This is a genomic window from Azoarcus sp. DN11, from assembly GCF_003628555.1.
Lineage (GTDB): Bacteria > Pseudomonadota > Gammaproteobacteria > Burkholderiales > Rhodocyclaceae > Aromatoleum.
The window spans coordinates 4,742,806-4,762,449 of sequence record NZ_CP021731.1; the positions used below are offsets into that span (position 1 = coordinate 4,742,806).

At 64.4% G+C, this 19,644-nt stretch carries 19 protein-coding genes; all 19 read right to left on the minus strand.

Annotated elements, in window-relative coordinates; translation table 11 throughout:
- Positions 1-44: 44 nt before the first annotated feature.
- The 19 genes from CDA09_RS22070 to CDA09_RS22160 all read right to left on the minus strand — a co-directional run bounded on the left by CDA09_RS22070 (position 45) and on the right by CDA09_RS22160 (position 19,394).
- Positions 45-263: a hypothetical protein gene (locus CDA09_RS22070; RefSeq protein ID WP_050417956.1), complete on the minus strand. Its 219-nt coding sequence runs from the start codon at positions 261-263 to the stop codon at positions 45-47.
- A 95-nt stretch (positions 264-358) separates the two neighbouring features.
- A complete protein-coding gene (locus CDA09_RS22075; protein ID WP_050417957.1) occupies positions 359-1,108 on the minus strand; it encodes a TIGR03747 family integrating conjugative element membrane protein in 750 nt (249 codons plus the stop codon).
- Entirely contained in the window at positions 1,105-3,261 is a 2,157-nt protein-coding gene (gene traD, locus CDA09_RS22080) for a type IV conjugative transfer system coupling protein TraD (protein WP_050417958.1), read from the minus strand. The genes CDA09_RS22075 and traD overlap by 4 nt, the downstream gene beginning before the upstream one ends.
- 24 nt (positions 3,262-3,285) lie before the next feature.
- On the minus strand, positions 3,286-3,822 hold the full coding sequence (locus tag CDA09_RS22085) for an integrating conjugative element protein (protein WP_050417959.1): 537 nt from the start codon (positions 3,820-3,822) through the stop codon (positions 3,286-3,288).
- On the minus strand, positions 3,819-4,406 hold the full coding sequence (locus CDA09_RS22090; RefSeq protein ID WP_050417960.1) for a lysozyme family protein: 588 nt from the start codon (positions 4,404-4,406) through the stop codon (positions 3,819-3,821). The genes CDA09_RS22085 and CDA09_RS22090 overlap by 4 nt, the downstream gene beginning before the upstream one ends.
- Positions 4,391-5,116 carry a TIGR03759 family integrating conjugative element protein gene (locus tag CDA09_RS22095; RefSeq protein ID WP_050417961.1) on the minus strand — a complete coding sequence of 242 codons (726 nt, stop codon included), beginning with the start codon at positions 5,114-5,116 and terminating at the stop codon, positions 4,391-4,393. The genes CDA09_RS22090 and CDA09_RS22095 overlap by 16 nt, the downstream gene beginning before the upstream one ends.
- 9 nt (positions 5,117-5,125) lie before the next feature.
- Positions 5,126-5,785: a hypothetical protein gene (locus CDA09_RS22100; RefSeq protein ID WP_050417962.1), complete on the minus strand. Its 660-nt coding sequence runs from the start codon at positions 5,783-5,785 to the stop codon at positions 5,126-5,128.
- Positions 5,782-6,201, minus strand: coding sequence for a PFGI-1 class ICE element type IV pilus protein PilL2 (gene pilL2 / locus CDA09_RS22105; protein WP_444541841.1), 420 nt, complete (start codon positions 6,199-6,201; stop codon positions 5,782-5,784). Before pilL2 ends, CDA09_RS22100 begins: the two co-directional genes overlap by 4 nt.
- A gap of 502 nt (positions 6,202-6,703) precedes the next feature.
- On the minus strand, positions 6,704-7,018 hold the full coding sequence (locus CDA09_RS22110) for an integration host factor subunit beta (RefSeq protein WP_050417964.1): 315 nt from the start codon (positions 7,016-7,018) through the stop codon (positions 6,704-6,706).
- Between the two features lie 165 nt (positions 7,019-7,183).
- Positions 7,184-9,457: a helicase-related protein gene (locus CDA09_RS22115; RefSeq protein ID WP_050417965.1), complete on the minus strand. Its 2,274-nt coding sequence runs from the start codon at positions 9,455-9,457 to the stop codon at positions 7,184-7,186.
- A gap of 98 nt (positions 9,458-9,555) precedes the next feature.
- On the minus strand, positions 9,556-9,861 hold the full coding sequence (locus tag CDA09_RS22120) for a hypothetical protein (RefSeq protein ID WP_050417966.1): 306 nt from the start codon (positions 9,859-9,861) through the stop codon (positions 9,556-9,558).
- 101 nt (positions 9,862-9,962) lie between these two features.
- Positions 9,963-11,072: a DUF6094 domain-containing protein gene (locus tag CDA09_RS22125; protein WP_050417967.1), complete on the minus strand. Its 1,110-nt coding sequence runs from the start codon at positions 11,070-11,072 to the stop codon at positions 9,963-9,965.
- Positions 11,073-11,139: 67 nt separating this feature from the next.
- Positions 11,140-11,796 (minus strand): hypothetical protein, encoded by a 657-nt coding sequence (locus CDA09_RS22130; RefSeq protein WP_050417968.1) that lies wholly within the window; start codon positions 11,794-11,796, stop codon positions 11,140-11,142.
- A gap of 665 nt (positions 11,797-12,461) precedes the next feature.
- Entirely contained in the window at positions 12,462-13,631 is a 1,170-nt protein-coding gene (locus CDA09_RS22135) for a patatin-like phospholipase family protein (protein ID WP_050417970.1), read from the minus strand.
- A complete protein-coding gene (gene cap2-3, locus CDA09_RS22140; protein WP_050417971.1) occupies positions 13,628-15,913 on the minus strand; it encodes an anti-phage 6A-MBL system cap2_3 protein in 2,286 nt (761 codons plus the stop codon). Before cap2-3 ends, CDA09_RS22135 begins: the two co-directional genes overlap by 4 nt.
- On the minus strand, positions 15,901-17,067 hold the full coding sequence (mblB, locus tag CDA09_RS22145; protein WP_050417972.1) for an anti-phage 6A-MBL system MBL-fold protein: 1,167 nt from the start codon (positions 17,065-17,067) through the stop codon (positions 15,901-15,903). Before mblB ends, cap2-3 begins: the two co-directional genes overlap by 13 nt.
- Positions 17,068-17,262: 195 nt before the next feature.
- Positions 17,263-18,090 (minus strand): DUF932 domain-containing protein, encoded by an 828-nt coding sequence (locus tag CDA09_RS22150; RefSeq protein WP_050417973.1) that lies wholly within the window; start codon positions 18,088-18,090, stop codon positions 17,263-17,265.
- 89 nt (positions 18,091-18,179) lie between these two features.
- Complete coding sequence (locus CDA09_RS22155; RefSeq protein ID WP_050417974.1) at positions 18,180-18,785, minus strand: DUF3275 family protein; 606 nt, start codon at positions 18,783-18,785, stop codon at positions 18,180-18,182.
- 54 nt (positions 18,786-18,839) lie between these two features.
- Positions 18,840-19,394, minus strand: coding sequence for an STY4534 family ICE replication protein (locus CDA09_RS22160; protein WP_050417975.1), 555 nt, complete (start codon positions 19,392-19,394; stop codon positions 18,840-18,842).
- Positions 19,395-19,644: the final 250 nt, after the last annotated feature.

Genomic DNA, 19,644 nt, shown 5'->3' on the forward strand with positions numbered 1-19,644 from the left:
CGTGCGCGGAGGGAACCCGCGCAGGGCGTAGCGATCGGCGGTGGTCATGGTGTTTTGGTCCTGTTCTTGGTGCGCTTTGCGCTGAGGGAAGCCTCAGCCGCTTCGTCTGATGGCGTGCGCTCGATAATGATGGCCTTGGTAGTGGCGTCGAAGTACAAATCCACTGAATCGCCCTCCTGGATGCCGGCATTGCGCAGCAACGCTTCGGTGAGGGCAATCCTTCCCATTTTCTGTACTTTTTTCGTACGGAAATGAATCTTCATGAAGTACCCACCTGAGCGGAAGCTAGTCTTGAATCTGGGTGATATTAGCCCAAGGATGCCCTCCGCCGATACAAGGCATGAGTACTATATATGATCTATAGGTACTTCTTGAACGTTGCCGCCGCGATGCACACGGCCACGCTGAGCAGCGCAGCGCTGGGCAGCAAGATCGGCAGCGGATTCACGCTCACCGGCAGAGCGAGGTAGACCACCCACGGCAGCACGGCCAGCGGCATCAGCGCAGCCTTCGCTCGGTGATAGACAAAGCCGGATTCCCGCCCAGCACCGAACTTGCGGATGTCGCGCCGCACCAGCCCTTCGACCAGGCCGACGAAAGCCGCGAGCAAGAGCAGCGGCAGCGTCAGCACAAGGACCAGCAGCCGGAGGATGAAGGTCAGCGTGGTGAAGGCGGCAGCGATCAAGTAGCCCTCGGTCCAGACGTAGGCCCGGCTGAGGTAGTAGCGGAAGTCGCGGCCGCTGCTCCGGCTAGGAGCACTGGCCTGGGCCGAGGCGTCGCGTATCCAATCGAGCAATCCGCTCTTCACGAACAGCCAGTCGTAGCCCTGCTCGACCAGCCGGTGCGCGGTGCGCCCCGGCTCATCCACCAGCGCGCTGCGCGTGAAATGCGTGGAGAGCTGATCCAACTCGTAGTGCAGCATGCCCTGTGCGTGGCGCCAGCCCTGATCGGGCCAGAAGAAGTGCATGCCGACGCACTCGATCAGGATGCACAGCAGCAGCGCGCCGCACAGCACGCCGAAGAAGCGGAACGGCAGCGTGACCAGGCCGGCGATCAGCCCCTGCTGTCGTTGCTGCTGGCGCTGTGCCGCGACGGCCGGATCGCTCATGCTTCGGCCTCTTCAGCGGCGGCCATCTGCCTGAAGTCGTCCAGCAGGTCATCTGGCAGCGCCTTGTCCTGCGGGCCTGAGATGCCCTGGCTTTCCCACCAGTCGCCGGCCTCGACGTAATGCTGCCGCATGTAGCCGGCCAGCTCCTGCAGATCCTTTGGCATTACCTCGTCGGGGTCGGGCGCCGGCAGCGGCATGCGGACTTTCCAGAGGTTTCCGCCCTCGATCAGCGCGAAGCACTGCCCCTTGGGCAGGCCCACCACATGCGCTGGCTCGATCAGCGGCACGCTGTTGCTGCTGATTCGGTCCTGCGTGTTGGACGTGAACGCGGTATTGCCGTGCGGATCGGAGCTGTCGGTGGCGCCGCTCATCAGTGCCGTAGCGTACACCTCGACCTTGGGCAGTTGTCGCGTCAGCAGCTCGGCGGTGGCGGTCTCGCGCACACGCAGCATGAACAGGTTGTTGAAGTTGCCAACCACCTGGCCGGCCTTGGCGCGGTTGCCGATGCGCGCCTCGATGTCGCTCAAGGTCTGCGTGTAAGCCGTCACCTGCACGCCGGCACCGCCGCCCTTGTTGACCATCGGAATGAACTCGTCGCCCATGAGTTCATTGAATTCGTCGGCATGGACGTTGATCGGAATCTTGGCGCTCACTGCGGCGCCGGGCAGCCCATCGTCGATGCCGAACTTGTAGATGTGGCCGGCGACCGAGACCAGATCGCTGAACATCGAGTTGCCCACCGCCGCCGCGACTTCGGCGTCGGACAGCGCATCCAGTCCCACGTAAACCACCGCGCGCTTGCGGATGATCTGCATCCAGTCGAAGATCGGCCGCGGGTCTTCGAGATCCGAGTAGTTCGGGGCGAGCAGTTGCGCGATCTTGCCGGTGGTGAGCTTCTCCAGCAGCGGCAGCAGGCTCGCGACGATCTTGTCGAAGTAGGTGCGGTCATAGCGCACCGCGCTGCGCAGGCCATCGAGCACGGGGTCGTAGATGCGCACTTGGGAGAGGTACTGCTCCAGTGCCACGACGCGCTTCTCGCGGCCGATCATGTTGCGCGGAATGTTCTTGTCGTTCAACCGCGCTTCGAGCTGGACGATGACCTCCCAGGCCTTCGGTTCGTTCTTCTCGAAGTAGTGCTGGGCGTACTCGATGAATAGCGCATCGATGTTGATGACGTGACGCTGGATCAGCAGGTAGTCGGGGCGCTGCCCCAGTTCCACCAAGGCACGCGCGATGATGTTGACGAAGCGCCAGGCAAACTCGCGGAACGCGGCGCTGTTGCCCTCGCCCGAGAGCTGGCCCGCGATACGGGTGGCGACCTCGGAGATGCGGCCGAAGCGCCCCACGGCGTTGTAGCGCGCCGAGATGTCCGGCCAGCCCAGATGGAAGACGTAGAACTCGCCCTCGCGTCCGGCACGCCTGGCCTCCACGTACATGCGCTTGAGCAGGTCGGCGTCGCCCTTGGGGTCGAAGACAATCACGACCTCGTGCTGGCCATTGACCTTGCGCCGGATGTCCTGGGTAATGAACAGCTCGGCCAGGCGAGTCTTGCCCACCCTCGTGGTGCCCAGCACCAGCGAATGCCCGACCCGTTCGCCCAGCGGCAAGGTGACGTCGACCTCGTGCGGCTCGATGCCGTGCAGGCGTGGCAGTCCGCCAACAGGCGGCAGGGGCCGTGTCGGATTGAGCGGGCTGTCCCAGGCCAATGTCTTCGCCAGCTTCGAGATCGGGAACGGCGCGAACTCCAGCCGTTCCTCGATTCGCCGCGCCGCCCGATAGATTGCCGTCGGCTCCACGTAGCGGCGGAACTCCGGCCGGTAGGTTTGCATGAGTCGGTGCGTATGGCGCTGATCCCACCGAAAACCCCGGCCGATGAACAACCGCTGTTGGCTCACCGGAACGTCGCGGCTGGTCATCACGTAGCGCGGCAGGCGGCGGATGTTGCGCCGATAGCGCAAGATGGCCCAGGCATCGCGCAGGCGGATCACGCCGAAGGTGAGGAACGCCAGCGCGCTACCGAGGCCCAGCAAGGGGCTCAACGCGAGCGACCACGGCGCCACCAGGCACAAAAGCGCGGCGCCGGCACAAACCGCGACGGTGTACAGCTCCACCGCTGGCCGCAGCAACACCTCGACGGTCTGGGACTGAGCCATGGCGGGCGCTTCACCTTAGCCACTTCAGGGTTCGATGCCGGTGGAGGTGATCAGCACCGGGTAGTGACGGATGCCCAGCCGCTGGGCCAAGTCGTCGCCCGAGGCTGGCGACAGCGTAAGGCCCGGCGCGAGGCGGCGCAGCGCGGCCAGTGCCTCGGGCGAGGTCACATTGACTACCTGCCCCACCGCGCCCAGTTCCTGCAGCGCCGTCCGCCGCTGCTTGAGCCAAGTGCGCGAGCGGTCGTCGTCGCCGACCAGGAACAGCGGCGTCAGGCCCGGAGCGCGGACGACGCGGCGCGGTTCATCGCCCGGCGACAGCCGTGCCGAGCGCACCGGCAGCATGGCGGCCTCGACTTCGGCCGGGCTGCCGATGCGGGGTGCCGGCAGCGGCGCGGACGACTCGTCCGGGCCCGCATCCTGCGGATTCAATGCTTGGTAGTACGGCAGCGCAGAAGCGCCGCCGCGGTCCTCGACGACGATCAGCCGTTCGGTAGTCGATTGCGCCGTGGCGGTGGCAGCAGTGAACAGCCCCAGGGCAGTGGTGACGAGCATGCGGTTCATGGCGTGGTCGCTTTGGTGGTGAAAAGAGTCGTGCCCGGCCCCAGCACGCGGACGAGGTGCTGGTGGACGTTGCGGCGGTAGCGGGCGGCCGGTGCGCCGCCGGCAGGACGGTGGTAGCGCCCGATGGCTGCCAGCCAGTCCTCGCCCTCGACGTACTGCTCCTTGAGGATTTCAGCGGCGATCGCGAGATTCCGGTATGGGTCGAGCAGCTCGCAGGGATGGCTGTAGCGGTGCGCCTGGTAGCCGAGATTGACCTGCCCGAGGCCGGCGTCGATCCGGCTGGCCGGGGTGTGGGCGAGCGCCCTGCGCAGGCCGGCGCAGGTCTGGGCCCGCGTGGCGTAGCGCTCGGGCCTGCCGGCGACATTGAGCGTCCACGGCCAGGGAATCAGGCGGCCGCGCAGCCGGGTGCCGCTCTCCTGCAAGGCCACCGCGTACAGCACTGGCGACGGCACGCCCGCTTGCTGCGCGGCGATCTGGTAGGCCGGCGGTGGCACTTCCTGCGCGGAAGCAGCCGATGCCCAGACGCAGGCGCCGAGCAAGAGCGCGGCGCGCAACGCGGATGGCCGGCTTACTGCCGCTGCCATTGGCCGTTCACCTCGCGCACCACGGCCGGCAACTCGCCGGGCATGCCGAGGGACAGCCAGCGCCCGGCATCGTGGTTGAGCGTGATCGTGCGTGCGCGCACCCGGGCCGGGTCGATGCCGGCCAGGGTCGCCCACTGGCGAATGCGCGCATCGTCCTGGCGGCTGCCGACCATGTAGATATCGAAGGCCGTGCCCGCCGCCTGCAACTGGCGCACGCGCTGGTCGCACGGCGCGCAGTCGGCCTTGACGAAGACGGCCAGGCGGCCCGAGCCCTTGTTCCCGGCGCTGGGCACCTGTGCGCCCTGCAGGTTGACGCGCAACTGGCCCGGATAGAGTCGCTTCCAGGCCGCGTCGTAGGCCCGCTGGTAGGCCAGCGTCTTGTTCACGCGCCGCGACTCGGCCTGCACCTGCAGCTCCGCGTAGCGGTTGCGCTCCTCGTCGCTGCGCGCCTCGATGCCCAGGGCCGTGAGCGGGTCGAGGTTGGGGGAATAGACGCCGAGTGGTCCCTGCATCAGCTCCCGGTAGCGCGCCCAGTCTTCGGCACTCAGCCCCCAGTCGCGGCCCAACAGCTCGTCACTATGGACGGTCACCACCGGCCGCTCGCGGCCGGGGACGGTGTCCGACGTGGCGGTGTGCTGGGCAACCGCGACCGGGGTCGAGCCAGTGAGAAGCGCGACGGTCAAGAGGGTGACGGTCCCGTACTGCTTCACTTGCCCCTCCTATCGCTCGGGTACGGTCAGGCGGCGGACCTCGTCGCCGTGTCGGAAGACGGCGATGCCGTGCTCGATCACTTCGAGCTGCCAGCCGGCCTCGGTTTCACCAGCTCGCAGCAGACGGGCCGGTGCGAGCGCAGCCGCATCAGCAGGCAGGATCGACAGGAAGCGTTCGCCCGCACGCAACTCGACGCCGATCACCCGGAACGCGGGCTCAATGGGCCGGGGCTTTGCCGGCGCGAATACGGGGGGACGGGAAGCGGCCATCGGTGCCGACCGGACGGTGGCAAGGCGTACTTCCACCCGTTCGATGCGGGTCTGCAAGGACTGCAGATCGGTGGTTGGCAGATCGTCGAGTGCCTGTTCGAGCGCTGCTAGCCGTTGATCCAGCACCAGGCGCTCGGATTCGTAACGTACCAAGGGCAGTGCAGCCGGCCCTTTGCGGTGCTGCTCGAGTTCCCGGGCGAGTTCGGCCAGTCGCGCTTCCAATACGGCGATCTGCATGCCAGGCACGCGGTCTTCGGCCTCTTCGGCCTCTTCGGTCAGTGTCGACAGGACGACGTGGTCGATCACGACTGCGACGCTGATGAGTAGCAGCCAGGTGGCCGCGGCCACGTGCAGCAGGGTGGTGCGACGCGACCGTTCGGTGTACGGTATCCTTGTCATGGCTGCGCCTCCTCGCTAAGCGGGAATGTCTCGGCCGGGGTGTCGGCATCTCCAGCGGGAGAAGGTAGTGGCCTGACCGGCTCGGCAGGCATTGCGACCGGCGTGAAACACACCACGCGCGCAGCCTCGTCGGCGTGCAGGTTCCAGGCCGGACCGGTGAGGGTCAGCAGGGCATCGCGCAACACCATCGGCCCGAGCCGGTAGTGCGCCGCCGGCAGCGGAAGGGCATCGATGGCATCGGTTTCGGGGCCGCTGCAGAGTTGGAAGCCCGAGCGTTGCAGCACGTGGCGCAGCGCGTCGCCGACCGTCGCGTGCAGGGTGTCGGGCAGGGTCACGTCGATCACCTGCAGCAGCAGATCCCGCTGGGCCTCCGTCGGCTTGAGTTCGACCAGGGTGTAGCGGCCGTAGCGGACCACTGGGATGTATTGCGGCGGTGAGCTTGCAGGTTCGACTGCCCGGGATGAAGCGGCTGGCGGGGAAGACGGCGCGGTCGTCGCGCAGCCGGCCACCAGGGAGGCGGTCAGCGCCAGGCAACCGCAGGCTGTCCGGCAATACGGGCGGGCTGATGGCATGGATCGGCTCTCTGCGATGTGGAGCCGATACCATCGCCATCCTGGGATGCTGCATCAGCAAACAATGGGAATCGCCGCCTTGCCGATTCCTGGGGGAACGGTCTGCCCGCTGGTCAATAAAGCGTCACAGCGTCCAGATGCCTGAACGCCGGGTGGTGATCGAGTTATCGAGAGGGTTATCCACAGTTTTTGTGGAAAACCGAAGGGCCACGTTCGGGTACGCGTGCGCTCGGGGCGTTTTGGGGATACCTGAGGGGGATACCTGAGCTTTCTTGCTCCGCACACTCGGGCAGTCGCAATGTACCGCGTCGTCGGCCCGTTGCGCTACCGATGCCGGCAGTCCCGTTCAGGCGGCTTTCTTGCGGACGGCTGCCGGCACGGGGGCAACATCCACTCGGTCCCGCAACTCCTTGCCCGACTTGAAATGCGGCACGTATTTCCCGGGGACATGCACCGTCTCGCCGGACTTCGGGTTGCGGCCTACGCGTGGCGGCCGGTAGTTCAGCGAAAAGCTGCCGAAGCCGCGAATCTCGATTCGGCCGCCATGGGTGAGCGCATCGGTCATGGCGCCGAAGATCACCTTCACCGCCTCTTCCGCATCCCGTGCGACAAACTGCGGGAAGCGCTGTGCGAGACGGTCGATGAGTTCTGATTTCGTCATCCGCCGATTATATCAATCGAAACAGCAACTTCACGCTCGAGCAAAATACCGTGCTTGGGACCGACCCCGGAACACGTGGGGGCGATTGGCCATGGCTCCATCTTTACGATGGGGCACGGGAGAAAAATACGGCGACCCACTGGGCCGCCGGCACGTGTCAGAAAATCACGCCGCAACCAGTTGCCTGGCGAGCGCGACTTCGACGGAGTCACCGTCCTGGTTGAGGACATCCAAGCCCGACTCGGGCACGTCGCCCGAGGTGCTTTGCGAGACCATGATCTTCTTGGCCATCAGCCCCAGGCAGGTCATCTGCGAGGAGTTGGCGTAGCCGAGGTAGATCACGCGCACCGGCTGCTTCTGGCCGATGCGCCATGAGCGCCGCGCGGCCTGCTGCAGCGAATACACGTTGTAGCCCGACTGCATGAACACGATGGTCGGGAACTCCAACAGGTCCAGGCCGGTTTTGACCAGCTCGGGATTGGTGATGAGCACGTCGATGCCGCGGTCCAACTGCTCGGCGATCCAGTCCTCGCGGCGGGAGGCATCCACGCTTGCGCGCAGCACCGCCACCTTGAAACCTTCCTGCTCCAGCAGCACCTTCAGGCGCGACGTGGTATCGCGTGTGCCCGTGTAGACGGAATAGACGAGGGTCTTGCGACCCGCTGCCTTCTCCTGCTTGCAGATCTCGATCAGCTCGCGCTCCTTGGGCATCACCTCCAGCTCGTTGAACTGAGCCGGGACGAAGGCCAGGGTGTGGCGCGTGCGCGGATGCACCACGGTTTCCGACCGGAAGCAGCAATCCGGCCAGGCCAGCAGCACGTTGAGGACCACGCCGAGCAGTGTCGTGTCGCGTTTGGCCAGGGCCTGCTTCAGCTCCTGGGTCAGGCGACCCGCCAGATCGCGGTAGGCTGCGGCCTGCGCCGTATCCATCGCGACTTCGCGGAACTCCTCGTCGTAGGGCGGCAACACGTTGCCACCGATGTCCTTGAGCTTGAGGAAGACGGTGAACGGCAGGACGCAACGCAGCACGCCCTTCGGACCGAAGCCCGGCGCCTTGACCGTGCGCACCGATACCTTGGTGCCCTTGGCCGTCTTGTGCGCCGTACCCGTGCTCTCGGAATAGATGTCCTTGAGGACACCGTGATCGCGCATAAATGCCATCGCAGCCGAGGTCATGCTGCCGCTCTTCGTCGGCCGGTAGCCGTCTTCGATTATCCGCCCCGGCAGGGCTCGGAACAGCAGGTGGAACAGGTCGTCGCCGTAGCCGCCCATCAGCGTGCCGGTGAGTAGCAAGGTCTTGCGCGACTTTGCCGCGAGCACGCCCATGGCCTGGCCCTGGGCGCTTCCGCCGTTCTTGTACTCGTGCGCCTCGTCGGCGATGAGCAGGTCGAACGTGCCTTGCGGCAGGTAGCGTTTGATGTACTCGGACGGCTGGTAGCCGCCCTCGCCGAAGCCAAACTCCATGTTCGCCATCGCGCGCTCCATGCGGTGCGCCTGACGATCCGAGAAGACCAGCTCACCCCGGTCGTCCATCAGGTTGATGAACTCGTGGATGTTGTCGCCCAGCATCGAGGCCAGGAAGGCGTCACCGAACTTCTGCATCAGCTTCTGCGCGGTGACTTCCCCAATGGTCGGGATGCGCTTCAGGGCCTTGAGCACGGCGGAGGACTGGTCACCGGCGGACAGGCTCCTCGGGCGGATCAGCGTCCACAGCGGTGCGGCGCAGTGGCTGCACTTCCTGCGGTACTCCTCGGCTTCCAGCTCGACCGGGTTGACCGGCTCGCCGTCGAGGTCGGTGATGACATGGCCGCAGTCCGGGCACGCCGCCACGTCGCCGTGGCGGGTGCGATGCCGGGTGAAGACGGGTTTCCAGTGGAACCCCATCCGCATCCGCACGCGGCCCAGGACGAAAAACTCCTGACCCCATGCCGGCACACCCAACTGCTCGCGCAGCTTGATGAGCTTGAGCAGGGTGTCCGGGCCGTTGAGCACCCAGACCTTGGCACCGGCCACCGTCTCCTGGATTTCGCGCCGCCACTTGTAGACCAGGTGGGGTGGCGAGAGCACCAGGGTACGGCGGTAGCCTTCGGCGTTGAGCACAGCAGCCGTGGCGATGCCGACGGTCGTCTTGCCGCATCCCATCTCGCCGTTGACGATCGCGGCACGTTCGCCGCGGTCGACCAACAGTTCGGAAACCGCATGGACCACGTCGGCCTGCGCCTGGAACAGCTTGCGCTTGAGGCTTGCGAGAACGATCTGCCGATGCGCCCGTGGCTGGCCGGTGTAGACCGGCGGATTGGCGCGGTTGAGGGAATCCAGCAGTTCGTCGCCGAACTCGGAAACGAAGTCCTGCAGGCTCAGCGTGAGGGGAGAAGCCGCTGCTTCGAGCAGGTCGCCCTGTGCAGCGGTTTCGGGAACGGTTTCAAGATCGACGGACATGGTGATGCTCCAAGGTGAAGGGGCAGGCACCTCCCCCACGGGGCGATGACATGCCCCAGGGTGGGAAGAAAGGAACGGCGCAAGGCCGTCGAGGTGGATCAGTACTCGCTGGGCAACAGCAGCGTGGTGACGCTGCGATCCCATTCGGTGATGATCCAGAGCTTCAGGTCGGGCGTGACCTGGTAGGACGAGAACAGACGATCGTCGCCGGACTTCAGGGCGGCGTCGTTCAGCCGCCGATCGTCGTCGCTCAGGTCGCCCCAGTCGCCATGAAGATGGCGGCGCAGGTACGGCACGGGGTTGAGCCGGCCCTGCCGGACCAGTTCATCGACGCCGATGGTCATGACAACCTGACCGGGCGAGAAACGTGTTTGTGACGTGAGGTTGAGGACTGCGAGTGCCATGGTGGTATCTCCTTCTGGAAGAAGGGGCCACGACACCCCATCGGGGCGACATGAGCCCGGTGGGTGGATGAAAGCGACGGCGAACCGTCAGGGAACAACGATCAGCGGATGGTCAGCACCTCGCCCCGCGTCGGGGAGCCTGGCGTCATGTCCCAGGCGCGGATGACCGGCACGAACTTGTCGGTGAGGATGCGCGTCTCGGCCACGGAGCCGTCGTCGCGTTCGGTGTATTCCGTCTGGAGAGTTTTCTCCTTGTGGGTATCACCTTTGACGACGAGCACCCGCCCGGTTCTGGACCTCACCACGCCGGAGATCGCGCCCGCGGCCAAGGCCAGGGCGAGATGCCAGTGTGACAAAGCCCGCGCCGGTGGCCGCAGCGATTGCTGTGCGGCACCCAGGTGCGTATCGAGCGCCGGCCAGAGTCCTTGCAGCCGGTCGACTTCGTCGGCGAACTGCTCGGGTTCCATCGTCACGCGATAGAAGTGCTCCGGTTCGGCCGGGCTGGCGGGGAGCATGTAGGGCAGGAACGGCCATTCCCGCGGCAGCTCCTCGGCTTCGACGTCGCCCTGCCCGATCTGCAGCAGCAGGCCGCGCACGGCTTTGACCGAATCCGATGCCTGGTCGCGCTGGCGAACCCGGCGGCCGAAGACCACCACCTGCTTGAACTGCGTCTCCACCGCACGGTAGATGCGCAGGTCGGCGAAGTGGCGCATCAGCCATCCGACCAGCTCGGCGTCGAGCACGTAGGACGGCACGATGAAGATCAGCACGCCGCCGTACTGCAGCAGCGGCAGCGCGCGCTGGTAGAACAGTTTCTCCAGCCTGGCGCGGCCCTGGCCCTGGTAGCCGATGTTGCCGTTGGCGTCCTTACTCAGGTCGCCATAGGGCGGGTTCAGCCACAGCAGGCCAAAGGTCTGGCGTGAGATCAGCGTGTCCATTAGGTCGCCGTGGATACAGCGATCGACGAGTCCGCGTGCGTGGGCCGCACGCCCGGCGTCGTACTCGACGGCGAAGGCCTTGACCTGCTCGCGCCCGAGGGCGTGCGCGGCTTCGGCGATCGCCACGCCTTCGCCGGCGCAGGGATCGAGGATGCACATCGGGCCGTCGGCGGGAGCCAGTGCGGCGAGCGCTCTTTCGAGTGTGGGTTCATCGGTGGGGAAGTACCCGTTCTTCACGAAATTGCGGGCGAGCCGCGGGAACATGAGTGCCATGGGAATCTCCTTGGCATGTCGATGAAGGGAAGCGGACATGCGCGTGGGCATGTCCGGTGCGAAGACCTCAGGCCACCGCTTCGAGCGATAGGTCAGAGGTGATCGGGTACCCGGAGTCCTCTGTGGTGAGCACGTTGCTACGGATCAGCCCGCCCAGCGCCAGGGTCAGCGCCGGTACGTCAATGGCGAGGCGATGGCCTTCCAGTGGCCCGAGGGCGAGCGGAAGGCGGGTCAGCATCGACCGCGCCTGCAGCAACTCCAGCACGATGTCGCGCCAGTGATCGAGCAGCGGCAGCGGGCAGGTATCCCGCACCAACGACCACAGCCGGTCGAGCCGGTGTGCGGACTCGCGCGGCAGAAGCGCCAGCGCGCTGGCGTTGGCCTTGTCAGGCCTCACGGCGCGATGGTCGAACAGCCACACGTTCGTCAGCGCACCGAACAGCGTACGGCGGTAAGCGCGGGTGATGCGCTTCTCCAGGTTGTCGACGTTGCCGACGAAGACCGGAAGCGCGCCGCCCTGCTCGGTGACGACGTGGAACTGGTCCAGCCCCTGCTCGTCGCGCCCGAGGGTCAAGCGAGCCAGGAACTCCTGGACGGCGGTGTCGCGCGCCCAGACGGACAGGAAGACTAGGTTGCCGTGTTCGTCACCCACGCAGCCGTCGGCCATGAGGTCGGGGCATTCGTCGATGCGATACAGCGTCTTGGAAGAATGGGTGGCAGGCATGGTGTTGTCCTCGAAGAGATCGGAGACAGCACGGCCCTTGGGGCAGTCGCTGCCCCAAGGGGTGGAAGAAAGCGCCGGGAACGGCTTGGCGAAGAAGAACGACCTGCGCGTCGCAACGCGTCGTAACCTTGAAGGTCTTGGCTACCTCGGCATGTTGTCGGCATCGCCGACGGACATAGCAGTAGAGTGCTTCAGGTGACCGACGGGCGGGCGCAAAAAACCGTTGTGCTGCACACCCCTGTTTGCCCGAGTAGTTCCTACTGTGGGGGGACCTGCCGACTAATCCTAACTCCAGACTGTGGGGTTCGAGATGCGACGAGTATGAAGGGATAAAAGCAGAGTCCGACCACTATGCGGACGTTTCGAGTCTGAGCTGCTTCCAGACATTTGGGAGTACCGGTTCTCCTTATTTGCGTAGCTCAGCAGGGCCAGAGTCCTCGCTAGCTAGACACCGCACCGCCTCCAAAGCAGCAGAGAAGATTGGTCAGCGCCGAGACTCTCAGAGCGTTATCGGAATGGGACCGTCGTAGCCAGCACTTACAACATTCTGGTTCGAGTTGGCGACCGCCGGGGACACTTGGACAAGGGTCAGCGTCCACGCATTTCGGACCTCGGGTTCGTGCTCGCCCTCCCGGCCCGCGGATCCGCGCCCCCCTCATCGTCACTCAAAGTTCGGGCGCATAGGTATCCACAAGGCAGCGAGTCAGCTGCTCGCCCCGCTTGCTGAGCTTTTCGATGTTCCCCTTCGACATTGGGTTGAAATTCGTCGGGTAGTCGATAACCTGATCACGACTGACCAGGTCGGCAGGCCGGACCGGCAGCGCGCTATCCCGCTGGCCGAGATACGGCATGAGAAACCCCTGAATCTCCCCGCTGGCCGCCATCCGGTGGAGGAGACTCTGTGTCAGCGTCTGCGTCCGCCGGTGGATAGTGATGACCGTCGCCAGCATCCGCGACATCCAGAATGTCGGCCGCCTCGCCCCAGACGGCATCCCCTGGCCGGCATCACACGCAATGATGAAGTCCACCGGGAACACATTGGTACTGAACTCGCTTGAGCGCCCAGGTAGCATGCAGGACACACCAAGATTGTCGTAAACACCCCCGTCCGTGACGATGACGCGATGCTTCGTTTCGACACCGTTCTTGGTGAATGTCAGGTAGTGATCGAGCGCGGGCAGGAATGCAGGGAATGCCGCGGAAGCGGCAACCGCGGTGGCGACGTGCGGGGTATCGGTCAGCCTGCCGAACCGCCAACATCCGCTCTCAACGGAGCCATAGCGGAATGCCGTCTCGGTACGGAGCTCGGCCGCATTGATGACAACCGAGAGCTCTCGGCGCCCGACAGCATCCATGCGCCGGTCGCCGAAGTAGCAACGAACGAGGTGGCGCTCGAAAGCCGTCGTGAAGCTCGCAAACCGTGGGGCAAAGTCGAGGATCTGCTCGGCGATCGTTACTAGCCACTTAGGCCGTAGCTTTACGAGGCTCAGCAACCATCCCGTGAGCTGGAGAGTCCGCGCCAGAACGGCAGCCGGGCCGGCGAGGATCGTGGCGACCACAATCTTAGGCAGTTCGAACGACAAGAGCGTCTCGCGGGCAATTCCCCACACCATGCCGCGCGAGAGCGCCGCCTCGACTCGACGCGCAAAAGCTTCGAATGGTTCATCGCTGTAGGCATAGAGCGCCGCGATGACACTGCCGCCCGAGACCCCCGAAAGCACAGCGACCTTGTCGAGAATTCCGCGGTCGTGAAGCGCACGCAGGCAACCCAGGTGAAAGGCGATGGCCCGAGATCCGCCACCCGAGAGGGCCAAGCCGATTCTCGAGGAGCTCATTGTTGCCCTCCATCCTCTTCCTCGTGCCGCGCAATGAAGACGAATTCGTTGCGCCGGTAGAGGTAGTAGTTTTCTTCGCGCCTCGTTGCGGCGTACCCTACGATGAGCATGACCACCTGGCGCGGCGGAAACTCCTGGAAGTGGAGCAGCTCCAGCATCGCATTGAGGTCGTCTTGGCTCGGCCGGCCGCGACTGATGGGGTGCGTATGCCAGATGCCGATGAAGCGGCTCGACTTCCCACTCGCCACCGATTTGAACGCGTTCAGTTCCTTCGTGCCGGCAGTCCCGCACAGAAACTGCATTTCAGTCGCGGTACTATCCGGCGGCGGCCCGCTGACACTATCGACCCAGATTACCTGATGAGCGTCGTCAACTTCACCGAAGATGAGGCCGCCAGTTTCGACCCTGTCGGAACGCGTGCGTGCGATGCGCCTCAATTCTGACGCCATATCGAGCGCGGCAACATCCGAGCGCAGCACAGCGTAGCCGTGCCTCTGCTCGCTATGACGAGCGTAGCCCTTGAACGTGTAGCTCAGGCGCCGCTTACTATCGTCCGCCCGCAACCACGATGCGGCGACGAGGTCCAGACTTGCCGCATCGGGCGCAAGGCTTTCGATGCGAGACAGACCGATGTTCAAGAGGCCCGCTGCGTGGTGGTCAATGTCGGCCGCCGAGCCGATGAACGTCGGCGCCGAGCAGCCTGGCTCCGGCTGAAACACCGTTACCGTCTCGCGCTCTGGCCAGAACGCCTTCGCCAGTGAATGGCCAGCATCCTTTGCTAACGCCTCTAATTTGGCCTGTCGCGCAATGTGATGCGGACCCCCACGGTACTGAGGCATCTTCACCAGCACCGATCCGTTTTCGGCCGCAGCACTGACCGACATCGACAGCATTGGAATCGGAAGGCTCTGTGCCTTCAATTCCTCTTCGATGCGATGGGTTGCGCTCGCTGACGCCGTGGCGTCTATGACCAAGTCCCATTCCTTGAAGTCGAAACGGGACAGCGCCTGATTGGCGAGGTTACCCTTGCCCACAGTGACCAAGCATTCAAGGCCAATGGCCTGCAAATGCGCTTGCAGCGCGGTGGCCTTTTCCGAGCCGATGTCGCTGTCCGCATAGCGCTGCCTGACGAGGATTCCAGGCTTCACTATGCCGTAGTCGACGAGATGCAGTTTGGCGGCGCCAGAGCGCAGAACCATCTCGGCCACCGCCGACCCCAGTGCTCCGCAACCGAGGAGCAGGACCCGTTTCTCAGAGAGGGCAGCGAGCAGCGTTCCGCCGTCTCGCCGGTTGACGATCTCAGGCCGGTCTTCGAGGACGTCGCACCACCTGACGCCTGCCTTAACCATCCACTTGACGAGCTCGTCTCGCGCGGCTTCGTCTTCCCCCTTGCTCCGCACCATGGCGCGGAGCGTCTTCAGCGTGTCCGGACCAATTTCCCAAACGGTCAGGTGCGGCTTAAGCGGCTCGCCGGCCGCCTTGCGCCGCATCGGAGCGCCAAGGACGAAATATGCGGGCTCCTCCTCTGAGCCGACCAGGGAGAAGAGTCTCAGGAGGGAGTACAGCAAGCCGAACGACAGCCCCGCGTTCTCGACGAGTTCGATGAGATCGTTGACCTTCGTCGGAAATTCGGTCGCGAGCGGCTTGTCGAATAGGATGGCGGCAGCGATCGGATGTCCAGGGTCGGTATCGCCCCAATCATCTAGCTTGGTCCACCCGACGAGGTCGAAGCGGTCACCCCTGACTTTGCGCAAGTCCGCACGCCCGATCCAAATCCCGTCGTCCGCCATTCCGGCAGGTGTATCAGCTCTGACGACGAACGTGGTCGAGGACGTGGTGTAGGCGACGGGCGGATGCAGAGGCGCATCATCAGGGTCCAGCTCGCCCTTTCCCGCCGCGCGCATCCACTGCTCTACCCGGTCAAAGAAGCCGAACATGCCATCGGACGGCTCGTACTCCGTCTCGCCCGATTGATAGAGGCAGATCGAACTGCCCCACTGAACGTGCGGCGTTCCGATGAACCGCGTGTGCTTGAAATAGATGTCGGGTTTCTTGAATGGGAAGTCCGGATGAACGTGCAGGCTTATTCGCTCACGGTCTCGAAATGCGAGACCGTTTCTGGTTCGGTAGTCCTTCGTTTCGAGCGATAGGTGGACCCAGACGTAGCCCTCCGATTTCGACTCGGCCGCTAATTCAAGAACCTCCAGAGCACCGTTCGAGTTGTCGGCGATATCGGCGAGTTGAAGAAGGGCGAGCTGCTGACCTCGACTCAGTTCGGGCATCCAAAACCTACCTTGGTCGAAGGCGTCGCGTCGCTTCCGCGGGCCGCGCTGACCGCCGCCGACAAGGCGCTCGTTCCCTTTTCCTGGCTCTTCGTCTCAGCGTAGTCGATGTCTGAACCGTCCACGGTGAACTTGAGCGGTTCCGCATGCCCGCCATCGTCGTGCGTGCAGACGAACCCGCCGGCCGCGAGCTCCTGATAACGGGCCTTCGCTTTGGCATGAGGCGGGTTGTCCCCGTCCTTGTTCGACGCGGGAATGCAATTCGCGCTGGCCACGACGTAACCCGCGCTGACCTGATATGCCCCTAGGTCGTCGAGGATGTCCTGTTTAAGGAGCTCCTTGCCGTCCTCGTCCTGGTACATCACGGACTTGCTGCAATGGTGAGGCGCGAGCAGCACCTGCCACCGCAGATTCTCCTCCTTCCCGTGCTCCTTGGTGACATCCAAGATCTTCCGGATGACGGGGTATTTGTGGTCGCCGAAGAGCAGCACCCCTCCCACTGAAGGGTCATCTCCGAGCACGACCTGCATAGCCAAGCTCGTGTCGTTCCGGTCCCCAACATCCTCGTCCGAGCCTTGCTTGAAGGGGCCGTGGATGAACGCGCGGAATTCGCCGGTCAGGTCTTCGCCATCGAGCGATTCCACGACGTCGCCAGGCACGCTAAAGAACTCGGACGGAAATCCCTGGTAGTGTTCTTCATCGAGCAGATCGTCCCAGCCGACGAGACGCACCCGGTTTCCAGCGCCAGGGTCGCCACCCGCCTCAACCGTGGCGGTTACGCGCCGGTGCGCTTCGTCGCGGAACGCCTTCGCATCGTCGCCGAGGCTGTCGGGGTCGTCGTCGTGTTCACGGAAGATGCGCGGGGAAAACCACAGCTCGCCGACCGTCACCCGCTCCAGCAGTTCTTCGAAGCCTTGAATGTGGTCCTTGTCAGGATGCGTGATGGCGAACGCCGAGAGGTAGGGCTTTCCATCCACCTTCGGCAGATGTTCCTCAAGGTAGTCGATGACCGGAGCGCAGTCCGTCTCCTCGTCTTCCGACTTCTGACTGTGTCGGAGGTCAACCTGGAACACGACCTCGTTCGGACGCACCACGAACGTCGTGCTGTCACCCGTGCCGACCGGCCAAAAATATACGCACTTCTCGTCGAACATCTCGTCCCCCCCATGTTCCAACGTAAGGCTACCTTATATGCCCTAAGTGCAAATATCATAACAAAACCAATGCGTGCAGGATGAACACTACGGCAACGGCCGTCACGGGTCGTCTTGAATTCTGATCTCACCTTGTAGGTCAGCACACATGGAAGAGAGCGGGCCACACCCATCAGGGCATGGTCCGCTTGAAGATCAGGCTTTCAATTGACGCAAGCCTTCCGCGAGCAGCCAGAGCGCCCGGTTGAGCCGGACGTTCTGGTCGATGCCCTGGACAGGCCGGGTGCGCTGCTGGCGCCCATTGGCGCTGCGGCCAGTCAGGCCGCCTTTGACGAGGTTCTCCTGGACCCGGTTGAACGTCGACCACAGGTCCGCATGGTTGTCGTCGAAGCGACGGGGACGCAGGATCTGGCTTTCCGTGATCGGCAGGGTCTTGCCAGGTTCGTCGTACTTGAGGACCAGGGCCGATCTCGCGAAGACCTCGGCCTCGCCATCGTCGAGCGTGATGGCACGCATGGCGTCGCGCGAGTCCTGCATCTGCTCGAAGCCATGCAGTACCTCGTAGGCGCCCTCGATCACATCGTCGGTGACGTTGCCCTTGTGAGGCACACGGACGTCGGCGAACGTGTCGCCGCACACCAGGCCGTTCTGGCAGACGAAGCGGAACATTCCGGCCAGCATCTGGTAGCTGCTGGTGCCATCGTGCGAGTTGAGCAGGATGATCTCGTTCGCCTCGGTGCCGTTGATCTGGCTCGCATGGCGAAGGCGCAGCATGTGCTTGGTATAGTCGCGGTGGTCCTCCTGGCGCACGCGAGTCTGGCACACCATGAAAGGCTGGAAGCCTTCCTTGCGCAGTTCAGCCAGCACAGCCGCCGTGGAGATGTAGCTGTACCGCTCGGAGCGGCTTTCGTGCGGGGTGTCCGCGAAGATGGAGGGCGCGACGGTGCGAATCTGGTCATCCGACAGTGGCTGATTCGACCGCAGCACCGGGGAACAACAAGCGAAACGGGATGCGAGTTGCATGACGATCTCCTTGAATAAGAGACCGGGGCCCCGCCCACCGGGGAGGAACCCCGGCGGTTGGTGGAACGCCGCTGACGCGGCGGTGGGAATCAGGCCTTGACGAGATGCCAGTCCTGGGACAACGGAGCGAACGCGTAGCCCAACACACCGAGACGGTCGCACTGCTGACGCAGGATGCGGCGATCGACGGTGGCGTCGAGTTTGACTACATCGCCCAGCGGCCAGAGCGAGCCGAACAGTGCAGCATCGTCGGCCGAAACCTCGGATGCCGCTGCGGCCGGCTCGCTGCCGAACGGCGTGGTGTCGACCAGGGGGTCGCGCGAGGAACGCGACTTCGACTTGGCAGTGGCCTTCATCGAGTCCGGTGCGGGCGCCTGCGTTTCCTCGTCGATCGGATCGACCTCCTGCGGACTCAGCCGGCGGGCTTCGTCGCGGCTCAAGGCGTCGATGTTGGACAACGTCATCCCGCCCAGGAGGGCGCGAATTTCAATGACCATGCGGCCGTTGGCGCTGTACGTAGAGGGGCGAATCTCAGCGATGACGAAATCGCCCTCGTACTTGCCTTCGGTGTACTGGTCGAGCTCGGCGTTCTTCACGACGAACTCGCCGATGGAGGTCGCGAGGCGGCCGACGTTGAAATCGCCGTTGCGACCGTGGATAGTCTTGATGGCCAGTTGGCCGGGGATGGTGATCATGAAGGTCTCCTGCTGACGATGAGAAGACAAGACCCCGGTAAGGGGCCTTGTGGATCAGAACGACTCGGCAACGGCCAATGCAGAAGCATCGGCAGAGTCGTCGTCAGCAGCATCCGCGGCCGGCTTGGAAGGCTCCGCTGCTGGGGCTTGCTGTGCGGCGGGCACGTCGGTCGTCACAGGGACTTCCGGAGTGCACTCGTCGGTCTCGGTCGGCTTGGACTCGGCCTTGTAGGCGAGCTTGCCGTCGACTTTGATCCAACTGACGAACAGCAGGCGGGCCTTGAGGCTCACCCCCTGCTCGCCGGCACGCTTCCCCTTGGAGTAGGTGAAGGTGTCGGTCCACAGGTCGCCCAGACGGAAGCCGATCATCACCTTCTTCTCGGCGTCGACCGCCTGGATGCAGCGGCGCACCAGGTGCTGCGCTTCCGAACCCGATACGCGCGTGTCGAAACGCACGTACGAGACGTCATCGCTGGGACCGTTCAGGGCCGCGATGTCGCAGGCCAGGAACGCATCGCCTTTCTTGGGCTTCACTTCGCGGATGCGATTCAGATACCCGAGGCCGGTGATGTGCAGATCGAAGTAGGACTTTTCGGTGGAAGTGGTCATGGCGGATCTCCTGAAGGACAAAGAGGCGGAGACACACCCGACCCAGGCGGGGAAGGTGTGGAAACCCCCGCGTGGGTTGATGGAACAGCTTGGTGGCATCACCATCGGAAACCGATGGGCGTTCGCGCGTGGATGCCGGTGCGAACTGGGATGATCAGCGCGGTCGGAACCGCGCCGTAGCCCTGAGGATCGTGGCTACCTGGGCATGTTGCTGACGGGAGTCAGCGAAACATGGTGAGAAGCGTGGCAC